Genomic DNA, 16,625 nt, shown 5'->3' on the forward strand with positions numbered 1-16,625 from the left:
CTTCCTCCTTTCTTATGAGATGGCGTGATGTTTCTCAATTTCTATTAGGTTTGATTTAAAGATTAAATGTCTATTCACTGCATTGACGTAAGCTTTAGCCGATGCTTCCAGCACATCTTGCGCTACACCGCGTCCTGCTGTTTCTTTTCCTTCTATTGAAACAGTGACATATACTTCCGCTAGTGCGTCTCTGCCTTTTCCATTGGATTGAATACGATAATCTAGCAAATGAATTCTTTCCTCCATACAGCGCTCAAGCGTGTTGTACACAGCTTCTACACTGCCTGCACCTGTAGCTGCTTCTTGAATGACTTCCTGCGTTTCTTGATTTTTAAGAGAGACTGTTGCTGTCGGCATTTGCTCTGTCCCATAGTGAACTTGAAGACTTTCAAATTCATAGCCGATTTTACGGTCTGCTACTTTTTCTTCTAATATAATAGAGATCAAATCATCATCTGTGATTTCTTTCTTCTTCTCTGTTAAGTTCTTAAAAGTTTCGAAGAACTTATTGATCTCTTCTTCAGTCAATTTAAAGCCGAGTGTTTTTAAGCGGTCTTTAAACGCGTGTCTTCCGGAGTGTTTACCAAGGACAAGCACATCTGTTGTGACGCCTACAAGCTCTGGAGAGATAATTTCATAGGTTGTTTTTTCTTTGAGGAATCCATCTTGGTGAATACCTGATTCATGGGCAAATGCATTGTTTCCAACGACTGCTTTATTACGCGGTACAATCATACCTGAGTATTTGCTCACTACATCACTTGTGCGCTTAATTTCATTCAACTGAATGGTTGATTCGACTTGGTAAAAGTCTTTGCGAATATGAAGGGCAACTGCAATTTCTTCTAAAGCAGCATTTCCTGCGCGCTCTCCAATACCGTTGACAGCTGTTTCAATTTGATCTGCTCCATTTTCAATGGCAGCAAGTGAGTTCGCTACAGCCATTCCTAAATCATCATGACAGTGTGCTGACAAGATGACTTGATCGATATTTGGAACGTGTTCCTTCATATATTTAAAGATATTTCCGTACTCTTTTGGTGCTAGGTATCCAACAGTGTCAGGCAAGTTAATGACACTTGCGCCTGCGTCGATCACTTTTTCTACAATTTCTGCTAGGAAAGAAAGATCTGTTCGGCATGCATCTTCTGCTGACCACTGAACAACTGGGAAGCGCTCTTTCGCGTATTTCACCATTGAAACAGCTTGTTCAACCACTTCTTCACGTGTTTTCTTTAGTTTATGCTTGAGGTGAATGTCAGAAGTCGCAATAAAGACGTGTATTCTTGGTTGAGCTCCATCTTTTAATGCGTCCCATGCAGCATCAATGTCACCTTTCACACATCGTGCAAGTCCTGCAACTGAACAGTTCTTAATCGTTCTTGCAATTTCTTGTACGCCTAAGAAATCCCCTCGGGATGAAGCGGGAAAACCCGCTTCAATGATATTAACCCCAAGGCGCTCAAGCTGCTTAGCAATGATTAGCTTTTCTTGTGCATTTAAGTTCACTCCTGGTGATTGCTCTCCATCTCGAAGTGTTGTGTCAAAAAAATTAATTTTTCGCACCGACGCTCACCGCTTCCTTTTTCTTTCCTTGTTTAACGAAAGGCATCATTTCACGAAGCTTTCTTCCGACGATTTCAATTTGGTGCTCATTTTCATTTGCATTGATCGCATTGAAACGTGGACGATTCACTTGGTTTTCAACAATCCATTCTTTCGCGAATGTTCCGTTTTGGATGTCAGTCAAGACTGCTTTCATTGATTCTTTTACTTTTGCATCCACAACGCGTGGTCCTGATACGAAGTCACCCCATTGCGCTGTATCAGAGATTGAATATCTCATACCTTCTAATCCTTCTTCATACATAAGGTCAACGATCAATTTCAGTTCATGCAGACACTCGAAGTATGCAAGCTCTGGCTGATACCCAGCTTCTGTTAATGTTTCAAAACCTGCTTTAACTAATGAAGTAAGACCTCCACAAAGAACTGCCTGCTCACCGAATAGATCCGTTTCTGTTTCTTCTTTAAATGTTGTTTCAAGAACGCCTGCTCTTGCTCCGCCGATTGCTTTTGCATAAGCAAGTGCTTTGTCTTTCGCTTGACCTGATACATCTTGATAAATAGCAAATAGTGCAGGTACACCAGCGCCTTGCTCATATGTTCTTCTGACAAGATGTCCTGGACCTTTTGGAGCCACAAGATACACATCTACGTCACTTGGAGGAACAATTTGATGGAAGTGAACGTTGAATCCGTGTGCGAATACAAGAGAGTTGCCAGCTTCTAATTGATCTTTGATTTCTTCATCATATACTTTCTTTTGCTGTTCGTCAGGAAGTAATACCATGACGACATCTGCTTGTGCTGCTGCTTCTTTTACTGTGAATACTTGATGACCGTCTTCTTGTGCTTTTGTATAAGATCCGCCTTTTCTCACACCGACAATCACATCTACGCCGCTCTCTTTTAAGTTCAATGCATGTGCATGACCCTGTGATCCGTAACCAATGATAGCTACCTTTTGACCGTTTAATACGTTTTCTTGAATATCACCGTTATAATATACTTTTACCATTTGACTCTCTCCTTTTGTTTAGACAATTGAAATTGTTTTATTTGTTTGCGGCTTTTGCTGATTATCTCTCGCAAAGGCCGTGGTGCCAGTTCTGGCGACTTCTTTAATGCCGTATGGCTTAAGTAATTCAATGAGTGCTTCAATTTTTGAAGACTCACCTGTCACCTGAATGACGACACTCTCTCTGCTCACATCTACAATAGAAGCCCTAAACGGTTCAATGACCCCCGTGATCTCCATTCTAGATGCTGGTGCAGATACGACTTTTATCAAAGCCAGCTCTCGCTGAACGATTGATTGGTTTGTAATATCCGTTACTTTGAGGACATCGATTTGTTTGTTCAGCTGTTTTGTCAGCTGTTCGATGTCTTTCTCTTGGTCTACATGGACGACGAACGTGATGCGTGATACATCTTGAATCTCAGAATGGCCGACCGTAATGCTTTCAATGTTGTAGTGTCTTTTAGTAAAAAGGCCTGTGATTCTGTTCAGTACGCCTGATCGATTTAATACAGTCAACACAATAATTCTTTTCAAGGTTTCACCCCCACCATCTCATGAAGTCCTTTCCCCGGTGCTACCATCGGGAATACTTTCTCATCTCTCGCTACATTGACATCGATGAAAACAGGCTCTCTAGACGTTAATGCTTCTTCGAGCTTTTCTTGCGCCTCTTCGTCTGATGAGATTCTGATCCCTTTAATGCCATAAGCTTCAGATAATTTCACGAAGTCTGGCTGCTCTGAAAATTTAGAATGTGAGTAGCGTTCTTCGTAAAAAATTTCTTGCCATTGTCTTACCATTCCAAGACTGTGATTATTGAGAACAATCACTTTCACTGGAAGGTTCAGCTCACGGATAACGGCAAGTTCTTGCAGGGTCATTTGAAAACCTCCGTCTCCTAAAATCGCCACAACCGTTGCCTCTTGATCAGCTAGCTGCGCGCCAATCGCTGCCGGTAAACCAAATCCCATTGTGCCAAGCCCACCAGATGTCACCCACTTATCGGCATTTTCAAATGGATAGAACTGTGCAGCCCACATTTGGTGCTGTCCGACATCAGTTGCCACAATGGCTTCACCTTTTGTAAATTGATGAATGTATTCGATCAGCTTTTGAGGCTTAAAGCCTTCAGCTTCGTTTTCGACATACCAGAGTGGATATTCTTCCTTCCACTGATTTAGCTGGCTCTTCCACTCGTCTGATTCACCTTGTTTCCCGTCCTGCTTGATCAGTTCTTGAAGCACTAGCTTACTGTCACCAACAACTGGGATATGGGTGTGAATGTTTTTACCAATTTCCGCTGGGTCGATGTCAATATGAGCCACCTTCGCATGCTTTGCAAAATGATTGAGGTTGCCGGTTACCCTGTCATCAAATCTCGCTCCGATTGAAATGAGTAAGTCACATTGATGTAGTGCCATGTTCGCTGCATATGTGCCGTGCATACCCGCCATTCCTAGGAAAAGAGGATGCTTTGCCGGGAATCCGCCAAGCCCAAGCAATGTATGAGCGACAGGGATTTGCTGCTGCTCTACATATTGCCTTAATTCTTCCGACGCTTTGCCATGAAGAACGCCAGCTCCTGCTAGAATAACTGGTTTCTTTGCTCTGCTTACAGCTTCTACTAACTTGCGAATTTGCAAATAATTCGGCTCAATTTTCGGCTGATAACCAGGCAAATCAATTGGCTGATCGTATTCAAATGTCCCTTCAATACCAGCGACATCTTTTGGAATATCAATCAAGACTGGACCAGGTCTGCCGGTTGTTGCGATGTGAAATGCCTCTTTAATGACACCCGGTAACTCTTCTGGACGTCTCACTTGATAGCTGTGTTTTGTGATTGGCATTGTGATACCAAGTACATCTGCTTCTTGGAATGCATCTGATCCAATGACTGAGGTTGCCACCTGTCCAGTGAAGATAACCATAGGTAGTGAATCAATCATCGCATCTGCAATTCCTGTGACTAGGTTTGTTGCCCCCGGTCCTGATGTGGCAATAACAACGCCTGGTTTACCAGATACTCTTGCGTATCCCTCCGCTGCGTGAATCGCTCCTTGCTCATGTCTTGGCAGAACATGAAATAAACCAGAATCGTAAATTTTATCGTAGATTGGTAAAACGGCTCCGCCAGGATAACCAAAAATGACTTCTACTTTTTCTCTTTTGAGTGCTTCAATTAACATGAGTGCACCGTTCATCGTTTGTGGTGCATTTGATTTTTCCGTCTCCATTTGTACATTTGTCCCCATTTGATTTCCTCCTCTTTGTCTTGCTTCAGTCAAGTCCTTTCACCCTTTTCCATTCAAGATAGAGATATGAGACCATATAAAAAAGCCTTCTCACCCCACAATGACACTACTTTTCACTAGGTCAAAGGGGCGAAAAAGCTTTGTTTTTCGCGGTACCACCCTTGTTCACGGCAAATCATGCTGCCGTCTCATGGACATCTTTCATCCATTTTGGTAACGAGTGATGCAATGTCACTCGGTCTGCCCTACTATCATTTCAAGCAGACACTCAGAGGTGAGTTCACTTTAGAAAGTAACACCGGTTTCCAGCTAGCACCGGCTCTCTGTAGATACTGACTCTAAAGCTACTAGTCCTCTTCAACGTTTATCGATATCTATTTAGCTTGCGTGAATGTTTTCATCGGTAAAGACTACTTTTTCTCCTTCTTCAACGACTCGCTTGCGGAATTGTTCAAGAAGTTTGTTTGTGTGGAACCCTGGTTTTCCTTCGCCAATGATACGGCCGTCAACTTTTACAACAGCGATGACTTCGGCAGCGGTTCCTGTCAGGAAGACTTCTTCAGCTGTATACACATCATGCCTTGTGAAAGGTTCTTCTTTCACTTCGTAGCCTAAGTCTTCTGCGATTTCCATGATGGCATTTCTTGTGATGCCTTCAAGTGCGCCGATATAACCTGGCGGTGTATAAAGCTTGCCTTTTTTATAAATAAACACGTTGTCCGCTGAACCTTCAGCCACATACCCTTGATCGTTCAGCATCAGCGCTTCACTCACACCGGCCATATGGGCTTCAATTCGGACAAGAATGTTATTCAAATAGTTTAATGATTTCACTTTCGGACTCAATACGTCAGGACGATTTCGTCTCGTTGGTACTGTCACAATATCAATACCTGTTTCATATAGGTGCTTTGGAAAGATGGCCAGCGGCTCTACAATGATCACTGTGTTGGCTCTCCCGCAGTTGTTTGGATCTAAGCCAAGATCACCGGCTCCTCTTGAGACAACAAGGCGGATATAGGCATCTTTTAGGCCGTTCCTTTCAACTGTATGAATCATTTTTTCAGTGAGCTCCTCAAGTGAATATGGAATGTTCAGCATAATGGATCTAGCGGAATCATACAGGCGATCTAAGTGTTCTTTCATTCGAAAGATATTTCCGTTATATACACGTATTCCTTCGAACACACCGTCACCATATAAGAAGCCATGATCATAAACTGAAATTTTCGCATGCTCTTTTTTCACGAGTTCATCGTTTAAAAAGATCCACTGTTCCTTTTGGTCTTCCATCTTCAGTGAGCACCCTCTCTTTCAAACAAAAAGTAGTTGAATTTTCAGACACTTTATATTGAAGTGTCTCACGCTTACTCTGCGTGTCTGTTTGCTTTTGTTGAACCCATCTTACGCCGCTTTCCATACAGTGTCAACAGCATTTTTAAAATTATTAGACAATTTAGACTAATCAAAATAAAATGTATACGCTTACACCTTTGCTAGACAAGGAATGAAAAAACTTAAAATTTTTTGTATTTTTTCTTCAATTTATTTACTCTACATGAACGGTTTTCTTTTGAACAAGCTTTTGTGATATTTTTTCACATGGTTTTTGAAGAATATTGTGAGATTTCATTGCGTTTGTTTTTTCCTTCAGCATGCCTTTCTAAAGCGTTTTCCTATGAATTTGTGATAGAATGAGAGCATCTAATAGAAGGAGGGCAATACATGGCTAACATCAGAGGTTATATCGGAACGTATACAAAGGGAGACAGTAAAGGAATCTATTCTTTTACTTTAAATACGGACAAGCAGCAGATTGAACAAGTAGAAGTGGCTGCAGAACTTGAAAATCCTACATATTTAACTGTCTCAGATTCTCAAAAGTTTGTGTATGCTGTTGTGAAAGAAGGGGCACAGGGCGGTCTTGCTGCGTATCAAATTGATGCCGACACCGGCGCACTTCGTTTCATCAACCAAGAGCTTGCCGATGGGGCTTCTCCTTGTCACGTCAGCGTGGACAGCCAAACGAAAACGGCGTTTACAGCAAACTATCATAAAGGAACAGCAGAGATGTATGAAATTGATGCTGAAAACGGCTCAGTGATCCGCACACTGTCACAGGCGCAGCATGAAGGCACTGGACCAAACGAAGACCGTCAAGAAAAACCGCACACCCACTTTATGGGTTTGACGCCTGATGAACAATTTGCGGTGGCTGTTGACCTTGGCACAGACGGTATTTATACGTATAAGAAAGAAAACGGCAAACTTGAGCTTGCCCATACATTTGAAACAAAACCAGGCAGCGGCCCTCGTCATATCACATTCCACCCAACGAAACCTGTGGCATATGTCATGACAGAGCTCAGCTCAGAGGTCATTGTACTTCGTTATTTTGAAGATGGTCATTTCGAAGAGATCCAAACGATCGCAACCATTCCTAATGACTTCACAGAGAATAATCAAGGCAGCGCCATTCATGTGTCTTCTGACGGTCAATTTGTGTATGCAGGAAATCGTGGACATGACAGCATTGCCATTTTCAAAGCAGATCATGACGGCAAACTAAGCCTCGTTGAAATTGCTTCATCTGAAGGAAATTGGCCTAGAGACTTTGTCCTTGATCCAACAGAAGAATTTCTCGTTGGTTCAAACCAAGAATCTAGCAATCTTGTGTTATACAAACGTGACAAAGAAACCGGTCGACTCACTGTCTTACAATCAGACATCACCGTTCCGCATCCGGTTTGCGTGAAATTTTTAGGGTAATGAAAAAAGCCTCCGTTTAGGAGGCATTAGATTGTTGACAAAGGGCTAAAATGAACTTTATTTTAGCCCTTTGTCTTTTTTTCAGCGTAGTTGAAAACCCTTGAAGTCTAGGAAGAACGAGCACCGAAGCGCAGGACCGACAAAGAATGCGAGGGTTTGTCTACACGCTGAAGCCTCCGTTTAGGAGGCTTTTCTTTAAGCAGACGGCATACCGCCATCTTCAAGCTTTTGATCAATGAAAGACGTATCGCTTTTTTCACCGAACCATTTTCCCAGCCTGTCTTTCGCTTTTCCTTTGACATCGTCATCAATGTACATTGCCACTTGAAGCAGAGCAAATGTGATGGCGCCTAGATCATCTGTGTAGCCGATCCCCACCAATGTATCAGGGATCAGATCAATCGGAAGGATAAAGTACCCTAGCGCCCCAATGATGAGGGTTTTCGCTTTAACCGGTACTTCGGGTTTTTGCAATGTATAATAAAGTAATAACACAGCATAGACAAGAGAAACTCCAGCTTTTTGTGCCGTCTTTTTTAACTTTTTCCAAAAGGCATGATCATTAAAATGCTTCTTTGAACGCTTTAATAGTTCTTTTTTCTCAGAACGATTCATCGTATCGCCTCCATATTCAGCATAGCCCTTCCACCTTATTTATACAAGAAATCCACTCATTCGACAAACAAAAAGCAGCAGAAAGCTGCTGCGTTCTACTGCTCTTTGTAAAATTTTTCGATCGCCTTATCGATGTATACCCATCCTTTATACGACACATGAATCGTATCCTTAAAGAAATATGGGTCATACTCATGAGAAGTCAAATCTGCGACTTCATACCCATTATCTCGAATTTGACGATTGATTTTTTGATAATAATCTGTACGTCCCTCTTTCGGAAAACCAGTGTAATCATACCATTTTCCGTTGACGGGAATCGTCACAAATAAAGGCTTCGCCCCTGCCTGTTTTAAAATATCCAGCATGATCTGGAAATCTTTATATTCAGGTGATTCTGCATAAGAATTGTCGCGACGAGAATCCTTCATCTTTTTCATGATCGGCTTCAGCTTGCGATCAAACAGTCTCTGATCAATATAAAACGGGTTGTCCCCTGCTTTTTCAGATCCTAGGACGCTCGCTTCTTTTTCAAGCTCAGTCCATGTTTTCCCTTTCACTGAAGGAGACGGACGAAGCTTGCGCTCATGCCCAGACCCGATCGTATAGTACATGTCTTTCTTTTGAAGCATGCCATAATACATTTTTGCAATAGGAGAAATCGCGCCATAGGCGAATTTGTTCCCAGAAAGCTCTGCTTTAAAAAGCTCTGTGATGACCATGTCGTTCTTTACTGCCTTAAACTTCATGATTCTTTTGATGAGCTCTTTTTTAACAGCTGGATCAATTTCTTTATTATAAGCGAGATCAAGCGCCTGAAGCGCTGAATAGTTAGGAGCAAAGTGATTCTCGTCTGATCCCCATTTGACAAACCACTGCGGGGACACGATAAACACAAGCTTTTTCCCTTTTAATTCATCCATATGCGCTGCAAAGTTCATGGCATGAATTAATGATTGCGATCCACCTTTTCCAACAAGATAAGGTGTAAACCCTTGAGGATTTTCATGAAAGAAATTCGAAGGGTGATATGGATCAAAACGTGATAGTTCAGAAGATCCATAGATCGGCAAATAAGTTGGATCTTTTAGCATTTCATCTTGTAAATAAAGCCCTTGGAACATCCCTGGATCTAATTCTGTGGCTGACTTTTGTAATTTGTCTTTTGGGATCAGATGTGAGAGCCATGCATTTGGTACAAGAAGAACACCAATGAATAGAACAGCCGCTAAAATAAGCGGCCCAAAAAAACGCTTTTTCATTACTTCATCTCTGCCAGCTGCTCAGCAATGTGATTCGGTGTATCCCACACATCACGATCAAATTCTGTAATCGGAACAGTAATTCCAAGTTGACTTTCAATTGCCATAAGTAGTTCTACTGTACCAAATGAATCTAGAAGACCTTCGTCAAAAATTGCAATCTCTGGATTTTCTTTCACAACGTCGTCCTGACAAACCTCTGCAATAATACCGTATACTTGATTTTTAAATTCCATAATTTTCTACTCCCTTAATCATTAATGATGAAATGGTTTTCCTGAAAAAATATAAAATCCGAAACAAATCACATGGAATGTAATAATGATCGACACAACCATTGTGACCTTATTATCCGGCCACCACTTGTGCTTTTTATTCCACTTCTCAAATAAATTGTAACCGGACATCACAACTGCATGGTATAGTCCGTAAATAATATATTGAAGGGCGAGACCATGCCAAGCACCCATCAATAGAAAGAGGACAAAGTACCCAATATTTGATACAGCCATCCGGTTCTTGATCCACTTCTTCTTTGTCATAAAGAACACAAATCTCATAAACACATAATCTCTGAACCAGAAGGATAGCGACATGTGCCAGCGATTCCAGAAGTCTTTAATATTACGGCTGATAAACGGTTTATTAAAGTTTTCTGGTGATTTAATACCCATGATATAACTCACACCTACAGCAAATGCTGTATATCCAGCAAAGTCAAAGAACAAATACATACTGTACGCATACATATACGTTAACTGTTGAACAAAGTGACTGCTGCTAATGTGGTGAATATTCATCAGAATATATGTGTGAATGAGATAACCAATAATGAACTTATATAAGAACCCGATAAAAATTTTATGAATCCCTGCATATAAAAGATCACTGTACACTTCTTTTTCAGGCGGTGTATCCATATCCTTTTCAAACCGGCGGTAACGGTCAATTGGACCTGACGAAATCGTCGGGAAAAAGACGATGAAATAGACCAAACGGTGAATCGGGATTTTCTTTTTAATCAAGCCGTCTCTCGTCTCGATAATTAACTGAACACCTTTAAATGTTAAGTACGAGATCCCTAAAAAGCTCAGCCAGTTCATTGGTGGCGGTTGATGCGGCTGATGAGTTAAAAAGAACGGTAAAATCTTTGATAGTACAAGCGGCAAAATAGATGCCACCACTGCCATATAGAAGACAGACGCCTTGTTCGCCTTCAACCGGTACGCAAGATATAGGCGGATAATCAAGACTTGCCATACTGTGAACAAGAACAGCAACAAAGCGCCATGTGCATCCTTTGAGAAAATAAGCGCGAGTGCCACAACCGTTGCAAACATGTTGTAGCCCTGCATTCTTTTGCCGCGAAGACCAAGAATCATCGTCGGCAAAAGAAGAATACCAATTAGAATGAAGAAAAAGAATGAACTAAACGGAATCATAGAAGAACCTCTTTCGCGATTCTTTTACGGTCAACCTTCCCGTTTGGCGTCATGTACAGCTGCTCAAGATAGACAAACTTTCTTGGAATCATGTACGCAGGCAGTGAATCCGCCATTTCTTTCTTAATCGCACTTGTCAGCTGATATTCTTTTTCAAAGGAATGCTCAGTTGGGACAATTGCTGCAATTAAGTACTCCACATGCCCGTTTGGCTGGAATGGCACAATCACACAAGCATTGACATACGTTGTCTCGCTCACATGATATTCAATTTCTTCAAGCTCCATCCGGTATCCATGTAGCTTAATTTGATAGTCCAGACGACCGTGGCACGTAATCAAACCATCCTGCGCCACACCTGCGTCACCTGTGCGGTAAGCAGGGCGTCCTTCATGTTCAAAAAACACTTTATCCGTTAAGGCTTGTTCACCTAAGTAGCCTTTTGTGACGCTTGGCCCCACGATGACAATTTCCCCTTTTTCCCCATCAGGCAGTGTCTTGCCTTCTTCATCTAAAATGACGATATCTGTATCCGGTTTGGCATAACCGACTGGTAAAGAATCGTGCTGATCAAGAATCTCCTGCGTGACTTCAATCGATGTAATCGCAACAGTTGCTTCAGTTGGACCATACGTATTAAAGACCTGCGCCTTAGGAAAACGCTCAAGAAGCGCACTTGCTACAGAGACAGGAAGTGCCTCACCGCAGAAAAGGAAAACGTTTAGCTTTGGTAAAAGCTCCCCTGTAAAGGAAGGATCCATTAAGCACATTTGCACAAAGGAAGGTGTGGATGTCCACACTTCAACGTCAGATTGACCAAGCGCTGCAAACATATCCTTCGGCTTATTCACAAGATCTTTCACTAAACAGTAAAGCGTGCCGCCTGATTGAAGCGCTGGATAGAGATCCATCACTGATAAGTCAAAAGAAAATGGCGCTTGATTTAAGAACGTGCGCCCCTCACCAATTGGGAAATCGCGGCACATCCACTCTGTAAAGCTTTCTAAATTATTGGCTGTTACCTGAACGCCTTTCGGTTTTCCGGTACTGCCAGACGTGTAAATAATGTAGAAAACATCATCTTGTTGAACCCACTGCGTGGATGGGGGTGCTTCTTTTTCAAGTGCTAAAAGCGATGCCGCACTCTTCACTTCAATGTGTTCTTCTACATCTGGTATAGCCTGCTCATTTGCACAAATCAATAGACTGGCTTTTGAGCTTTCAATGATTGAGACGATGCGCTCGACAGGTATTGAGATATCGACCGGAATATAGGGTCTGCCTGATTTCACAGTACCTAAGAAAGAAATCAGCATCTCTGGCTCCATATGACCGTAGACAATGACAGGTTCACTGCCAACTGCGACTGCATCGATCGCACCAGCCATTTGGTCTGATAGACGCCAAAGCTCATCATATGTGATCGAAGCATGTTGAGAAACAAATGCTGGCTGTGTCGGTTTCGTTTGTTGGTATTCATGAATCGTGTGTAATAGTTTCATAGTTTAATCTCCAATTAAAAATCGTTGTAAATGAATGATCCCGTATTTGCTGTATGGAATCCGTAAATAAAGAACAATAATAGCAAAATAAGTAAGTAAAAGCTTGTATATCCTATCCATTTTACAGACTTATTTTCTGATAGCTTTTTGAATAGCATATTGATAACCTCTTTTCTTTTGACACTTATAAAGACGCATGGATCATCAAAAGAGTTTCATATCAAAACATAAAAATTTTAAGAATTGATGAAAAAAAGATGTCCAAAGTATGAACGTGTCTTCAGGCAAAGCTGTCTTATTGTAACAAAGATTTAATGTAATTGAAATGAAATAGAAGCTTAAATTTGCCTTAAAATTGGTGAAAGCTGTCGAACAAACGCAAAAGCCACCTAGTTAGACTAGATGGCTTTGATGTTATTTACTTTTTATATTTATTCACTTCGAACATGAGAATGTTGTTGAATACCACATAGTCCTTTTTACTTTCAAAAGGGCCTTTGTTGTTGTCATGCTCGTCAATTTCATAAAACCCAGGACCTTCGCCGGCATCTCGCTTTTTGCCAGGATGGAAAGGTCAAATTACTTCAGCAGTGTGTTGACCAATCTAGTATTTAGAGCTTTAGCACTCACTACTTTTTTCCTATTCATTACATTTTTTTATATTGTTAAAATAAACATACTTATTTGAGAAGGGAGTGAACCTTTCTGGGTAAAATACTTGATGCAAAAGCACTAACCAGTGCCATGGATACAAGGGCAAAACACTATCAGGCACTCCGCGAACAAATGATAGATTTAAAAAAAGCACTTCAAGGTGTTGCCAATCTCGGTGACGACTTCACTGGAAAAGGTGCCGATAACATTAAAAGCTTCTACAAAGAACTCGCCGGAAATGTGGACATGTTCATCAGCTTCATTGATAAACAAAAAGCCTTTCATGAAGGTGTTTCTGGGACACTTGATGATACAAACTTTGGCGGCGATACCTTCGTAGAAGAACACTTTTTAGAGAATGCTGTCCATATGGGTATAAAAAATGCTAAAAGCATTGTAAAAGATCAAAAAAAGGCACTCAAAACGATTTTTCAAGATATTGATGACCTCATTTCACTGGAGGTATTTGATAGCCAAACCTTTGATGAAAAGATCGAAGATGCGGAAGATGAACGAAAAAAGACAGTAAAAGATTTAATAGAGCTTGATCAAAATCTAAAAGATGAATATGCTTTGTCAGAGACGGAGCAGCAGGCTACAATGGCATTGTACGCAGAAATGATGAATGCGACAAATGACGGAAAATCCATTTCGCCTATGAATTTTGACAAGAAAGCGTATCAAAATAGCGAAATCTACAAGGCAAAAAGCGATATTGAGAAGCAAACTTCTGAATATCTAAAAATCAAAAAAGATCAAGGAGAAGCCCGCAAGATCGCAAAGGAACAAGAAGCGCTCGCCAACCGTCCGTGGTATGAAAAAGCTCTTGATTACGGAGGAAATATCGTCAATGAACTGACAGGCGCGAACGATGCAAAACGTGCCGCAACAGGTGTCGATCCAATCACAGGAGAAGAACTCACCGCAGGACAGCGAGTCGCCTCAGGCGGCATGGCAGCAGCAGGCTACATTCCGATTGTCGGCTGGGCAGGCCGGATTTTCAAAGGCGGAAAAGCCGTCTATAAAACGACTCAAGCCACGTCAGCCGCAGTCAGAGCAGTCGACATTTACAAGACATCACAGAAGTCTTTCGATGCGTTGAAAACATCACAAAAAGGCTTATATGGACTCACCGCAACTAACGGCTTCAGCGAAGCGATTACGGGTCGAGACATGTTTGGAAATAAAGTCTCGAAAGAACAGCAGGAAGCGAGTATGAATGCGGCGCTGGGGATGCTTTTGCCCTTTGGGCTAAATAGTGTAAGTAATAAATTAAAAACTAAAGCAACACTAGACGTACAGAAAAACTTAAATAAAAACCATCATGAATCTAGAAAAGCTAGTTTAAAAGAAATTAAACGCCAATTAAATATACCAAGAACACAGAATCCTGAAAGTCAAAAGATGGTGCCCTTAACAGATAAGAATGGAAAACGAATATTAAATGAAAAAAACCAACCCATCCTTACGAGAGAACTTACGTATGATGTTAATGGTAAAAAGATTGTTATTCAGGATCATTCAAATGGTCACGATTTTGGAGAAGGAGGCGTCGGAAACCAACCTTCACACCACAATGTAAGACCTGAAAACAACACACGCAATGGTAAAGTTGAAGGTGTAGAAGACCATTATTATTTTGAAAGAAGAAACAATAAATAACCCAAACGAGGAGTTTCCAAATGATTAGAGAAGAAAAGTTTATGAACCCACAAGCGATGACTCAAATTTTTGGGGAGATCCCACAATTTAAAAATGCAGAGATCATGAATATTGATTTAAACAGAGATGGTCCTACCCTATTTATAAGACTAATGACAAAGGACTCCGTGAAGAATAAACCTAAACGTTGGGGGAATTTTGATGTTGTCTACGTTGAATTATCATTCATTGGTGTAACAGATTTAAAAATTAATCATTTAGGAAATAATAATATAATTGATCATTTTGAGATTAGCACAACAGAGAATGAAGGATTTCTAAAAATAAATTGTAAGAATCAAATGCAAATCGAAACCATATTTGATTGGGCAAGGGTTGAACAAATTTCTCCGGGGCTAATTGGTTCTTAAGATAACTTTCGTTTTCATAAACACCAAATATTAAATCCACTTTAAAGTTGATTTTAGCCTGACCATCCTGTTGGACTCGAGTCATAAAAGATCGCTAAAATACTTTGTTAAACAATAGGAAAAAAATAAAAAAGCCAGAAACTTTGATTCATCAATGTTTTTGGCTTTTTAACAGTTTCAAATCATCATACGTCCCAGTAGAGATTCGAACTCCCGATCGACGGCCTAGAAGGCCGTTGCTCTATCCTGCTGAGCTACTTTATATATCCGCTATTCGTTCACGTTCAAATAGACTATAATTAGATTCGTTTCGAAAAAGTCAATTTTTTCATGGTGTGTGGATGAACCGACTATAGGTTTATCCCTTTCATGTCGCCAGTGAAAATGTGGAAATATCCCCCCATATCCTTTATATAAAGAAAGAGAGAAGTAATAGGAATCCTTTAGCTTTCTTCATATTCCTTAACTCTGCGATAGAATGTAGCCTTAGTCATACTTGATTTCTTCATTGCTTCAACCGCTGTAACTTCTCCTGCTTTCCATTGTTTATAAGCCTGCTCAAACTCAGTTGTAATAGTTGTTTTAGGTCTTCCAAGGTGTTTGCCCTGTGCCTTAGCTGCAGCTATCCCTTCAGCTTGACGAATCTTAATCTTGGTTCTCTCTTCTTCAGCAACCCACGATAATACCTGTAACACCAAGTCAGCCACGAAAGAACCGATGGAGTCATTGTATTTCCGTGTATCCAACAAGGGCATATCCATTACAACAATATGTGCTTTGATGTTCTGTGTGATATCTTTCCACTCGTTCAGAATCATCTCTTTGTTACGACCTAGCCTATCTAATGAATGTATGTATAACGTATCTCCTTTACGCAAACGCAATTTCAAAGCTTGGTACTGAGGTCTATTGAAGTCTTTCCCGCTTTGCTTATCTATATGAATATCACGCTCATCAATTCCAAGAGCATACATACTATCCAGTTGTCGTGCTTCGTTTTGATCTTTGCTGCTTACTCTAACGTATCCAAATTCTTTGTTATCCATAATTAATTCCGCCTTGTTATTTGATACTCTAATCGTAACGCCCTTGTTTCAAAAGGTCAATATCAATTATGATGCGTATCAAAAATTAATCAGATACCATATGAGTCTACCCGCACCCTTATTCTACCGTTCTACAAAGTACGTCGCAAAAAATGCAACCTTTTGAAACAGGCAACTTATCGAAAATAATGTGATAAAGGCAGCGGTATCTTTTCTTTGACATCACTTAAAAGGTTACATCTTTGCTATCGTCATCATTCTCGAACACGAATGGGGTTTCACTGCAATTCTTGTTATTTTGCCGTGCTAAATCATATTGATAATGTGAATCGTGTCGGAAATTTACCGATTGTCAGTTTGTGAATAAGAGTGGTTCTGTATCAAACCAAGACACCAACATACCCAATACCACAACTTGGCATGT

The 16,625-nt window shown here is 40.8% G+C and carries 15 protein-coding genes, 1 pseudogene and 1 other annotated feature; of the genes and pseudogenes, 3 read left to right on the plus strand and 13 right to left on the minus strand.

From position 1 onward, the window contains the following. Nucleotides 1–12 precede the first annotated feature (12 nt). From MHI41_RS12760 to ilvE, 5 genes are all read right to left on the minus strand, one after another. Nucleotides 13–1,566, minus strand: a complete 1,554-nt coding sequence (locus MHI41_RS12760) for a 2-isopropylmalate synthase (protein WP_008342850.1) — start codon at nt 1,564–1,566, stop codon at nt 13–15. After that, a complete protein-coding gene (gene ilvC / locus MHI41_RS12765) occupies nt 1,553–2,581 on the minus strand; it encodes a ketol-acid reductoisomerase (RefSeq protein WP_007501581.1) in 1,029 nt (342 codons plus the stop codon). The genes MHI41_RS12760 and ilvC overlap by 14 nt, the downstream gene beginning before the upstream one ends. Nucleotides 2,582–2,599: 18 nt before the next feature. Continuing rightward, on the minus strand, nt 2,600–3,118 hold the full coding sequence (gene ilvN / locus MHI41_RS12770) for an acetolactate synthase small subunit (RefSeq protein ID WP_007501584.1): 519 nt from the start codon (nt 3,116–3,118) through the stop codon (nt 2,600–2,602). After that, nucleotides 3,115–4,839, minus strand: coding sequence for an acetolactate synthase large subunit (ilvB, locus tag MHI41_RS12775; RefSeq protein WP_008342854.1), 1,725 nt, complete (start codon nt 4,837–4,839; stop codon nt 3,115–3,117). The genes ilvN and ilvB overlap by 4 nt, the downstream gene beginning before the upstream one ends. A gap of 122 nt (nt 4,840–4,961) precedes the next feature. Further along, nucleotides 4,962–5,209 (minus strand) — a binding site (T-box leader). Nucleotides 5,210–5,217: 8 nt separating this feature from the next. After that, nucleotides 5,218–6,132, minus strand: coding sequence for a branched-chain-amino-acid transaminase (gene ilvE, locus MHI41_RS12780; RefSeq protein WP_060781250.1), 915 nt, complete (start codon nt 6,130–6,132; stop codon nt 5,218–5,220). A gap of 432 nt (nt 6,133–6,564) precedes the next feature. On the opposite strand from ilvE, the gene MHI41_RS12785 reads away from it, so the two are divergent. Further along, nucleotides 6,565–7,608 carry a lactonase family protein gene (locus MHI41_RS12785; RefSeq protein ID WP_008342861.1) on the plus strand — a complete coding sequence of 348 codons (1,044 nt, stop codon included), beginning with the start codon at nt 6,565–6,567 and terminating at the stop codon, nt 7,606–7,608. 195 nt (nt 7,609–7,803) lie between these two features. On the opposite strand, the gene MHI41_RS12790 is transcribed toward MHI41_RS12785, so the two are convergent. The 7 genes and pseudogenes from MHI41_RS12790 to MHI41_RS12820 all read right to left on the minus strand — a co-directional run. Beyond that, on the minus strand, nt 7,804–8,223 hold the full coding sequence (locus MHI41_RS12790; protein WP_058213892.1) for a YkvA family protein: 420 nt from the start codon (nt 8,221–8,223) through the stop codon (nt 7,804–7,806). A 95-nt stretch (nt 8,224–8,318) separates the two neighbouring features. Next, nucleotides 8,319–9,485, minus strand: a complete 1,167-nt coding sequence (dltD, locus tag MHI41_RS12795; protein WP_017358151.1) for a D-alanyl-lipoteichoic acid biosynthesis protein DltD — start codon at nt 9,483–9,485, stop codon at nt 8,319–8,321. Further along, on the minus strand, nt 9,485–9,721 hold the full coding sequence (gene dltC / locus MHI41_RS12800; RefSeq protein WP_003216498.1) for a D-alanine--poly(phosphoribitol) ligase subunit 2: 237 nt from the start codon (nt 9,719–9,721) through the stop codon (nt 9,485–9,487). The genes dltD and dltC overlap by 1 nt, the downstream gene beginning before the upstream one ends. 21 nt (nt 9,722–9,742) lie before the next feature. Then, the gene (dltB, locus tag MHI41_RS12805; protein WP_008342868.1) at nt 9,743–10,927 is read right to left on the minus strand and encodes a D-alanyl-lipoteichoic acid biosynthesis protein DltB; all 1,185 of its coding nucleotides are present in this window, start codon (nt 10,925–10,927) and stop codon (nt 9,743–9,745) included. After that, nucleotides 10,924–12,429 carry a D-alanine--poly(phosphoribitol) ligase subunit DltA gene (dltA, locus tag MHI41_RS12810; protein WP_342494233.1) on the minus strand — a complete coding sequence of 502 codons (1,506 nt, stop codon included), beginning with the start codon at nt 12,427–12,429 and terminating at the stop codon, nt 10,924–10,926. Before dltA ends, dltB begins: the two co-directional genes overlap by 4 nt. Before the next feature lie 14 nt (nt 12,430–12,443). Continuing rightward, nucleotides 12,444–12,593 (minus strand): teichoic acid D-Ala incorporation-associated protein DltX, encoded by a 150-nt coding sequence (locus MHI41_RS12815; RefSeq protein ID WP_024427820.1) that lies wholly within the window; start codon nt 12,591–12,593, stop codon nt 12,444–12,446. 254 nt (nt 12,594–12,847) lie between these two features. Then, nucleotides 12,848–12,988 (minus strand): annotated as a pseudogene (locus MHI41_RS12820) (DUF1668 domain-containing protein); the annotation flags it as partial. 146 nt (nt 12,989–13,134) lie between these two features. On the opposite strand from MHI41_RS12820, the gene MHI41_RS12825 reads away from it, so the two are divergent. Then, entirely contained in the window at nt 13,135–14,745 is a 1,611-nt protein-coding gene (locus MHI41_RS12825; RefSeq protein ID WP_342494769.1) for a T7SS effector LXG polymorphic toxin, read from the plus strand. Nucleotides 14,746–14,765: 20 nt separating this feature from the next. Continuing rightward, nucleotides 14,766–15,155, plus strand: a complete 390-nt coding sequence (locus tag MHI41_RS12830; protein ID WP_224558517.1) for an immunity 50 family protein — start codon at nt 14,766–14,768, stop codon at nt 15,153–15,155. Nucleotides 15,156–15,598: 443 nt separating this feature from the next. Here MHI41_RS12830 and MHI41_RS12835 read toward each other — a convergent pair whose 3' ends face one another. Continuing rightward, entirely contained in the window at nt 15,599–16,201 is a 603-nt protein-coding gene (locus MHI41_RS12835) for a recombinase family protein (protein WP_061419831.1), read from the minus strand. Nucleotides 16,202–16,625: the final 424 nt, after the last annotated feature.

The sequence above is a fragment of the Bacillus sp. FSL M7-0307 genome, from assembly GCF_038627835.1.
GTDB lineage: Bacteria > Bacillota > Bacilli > Bacillales > Bacillaceae > Bacillus > Bacillus altitudinis.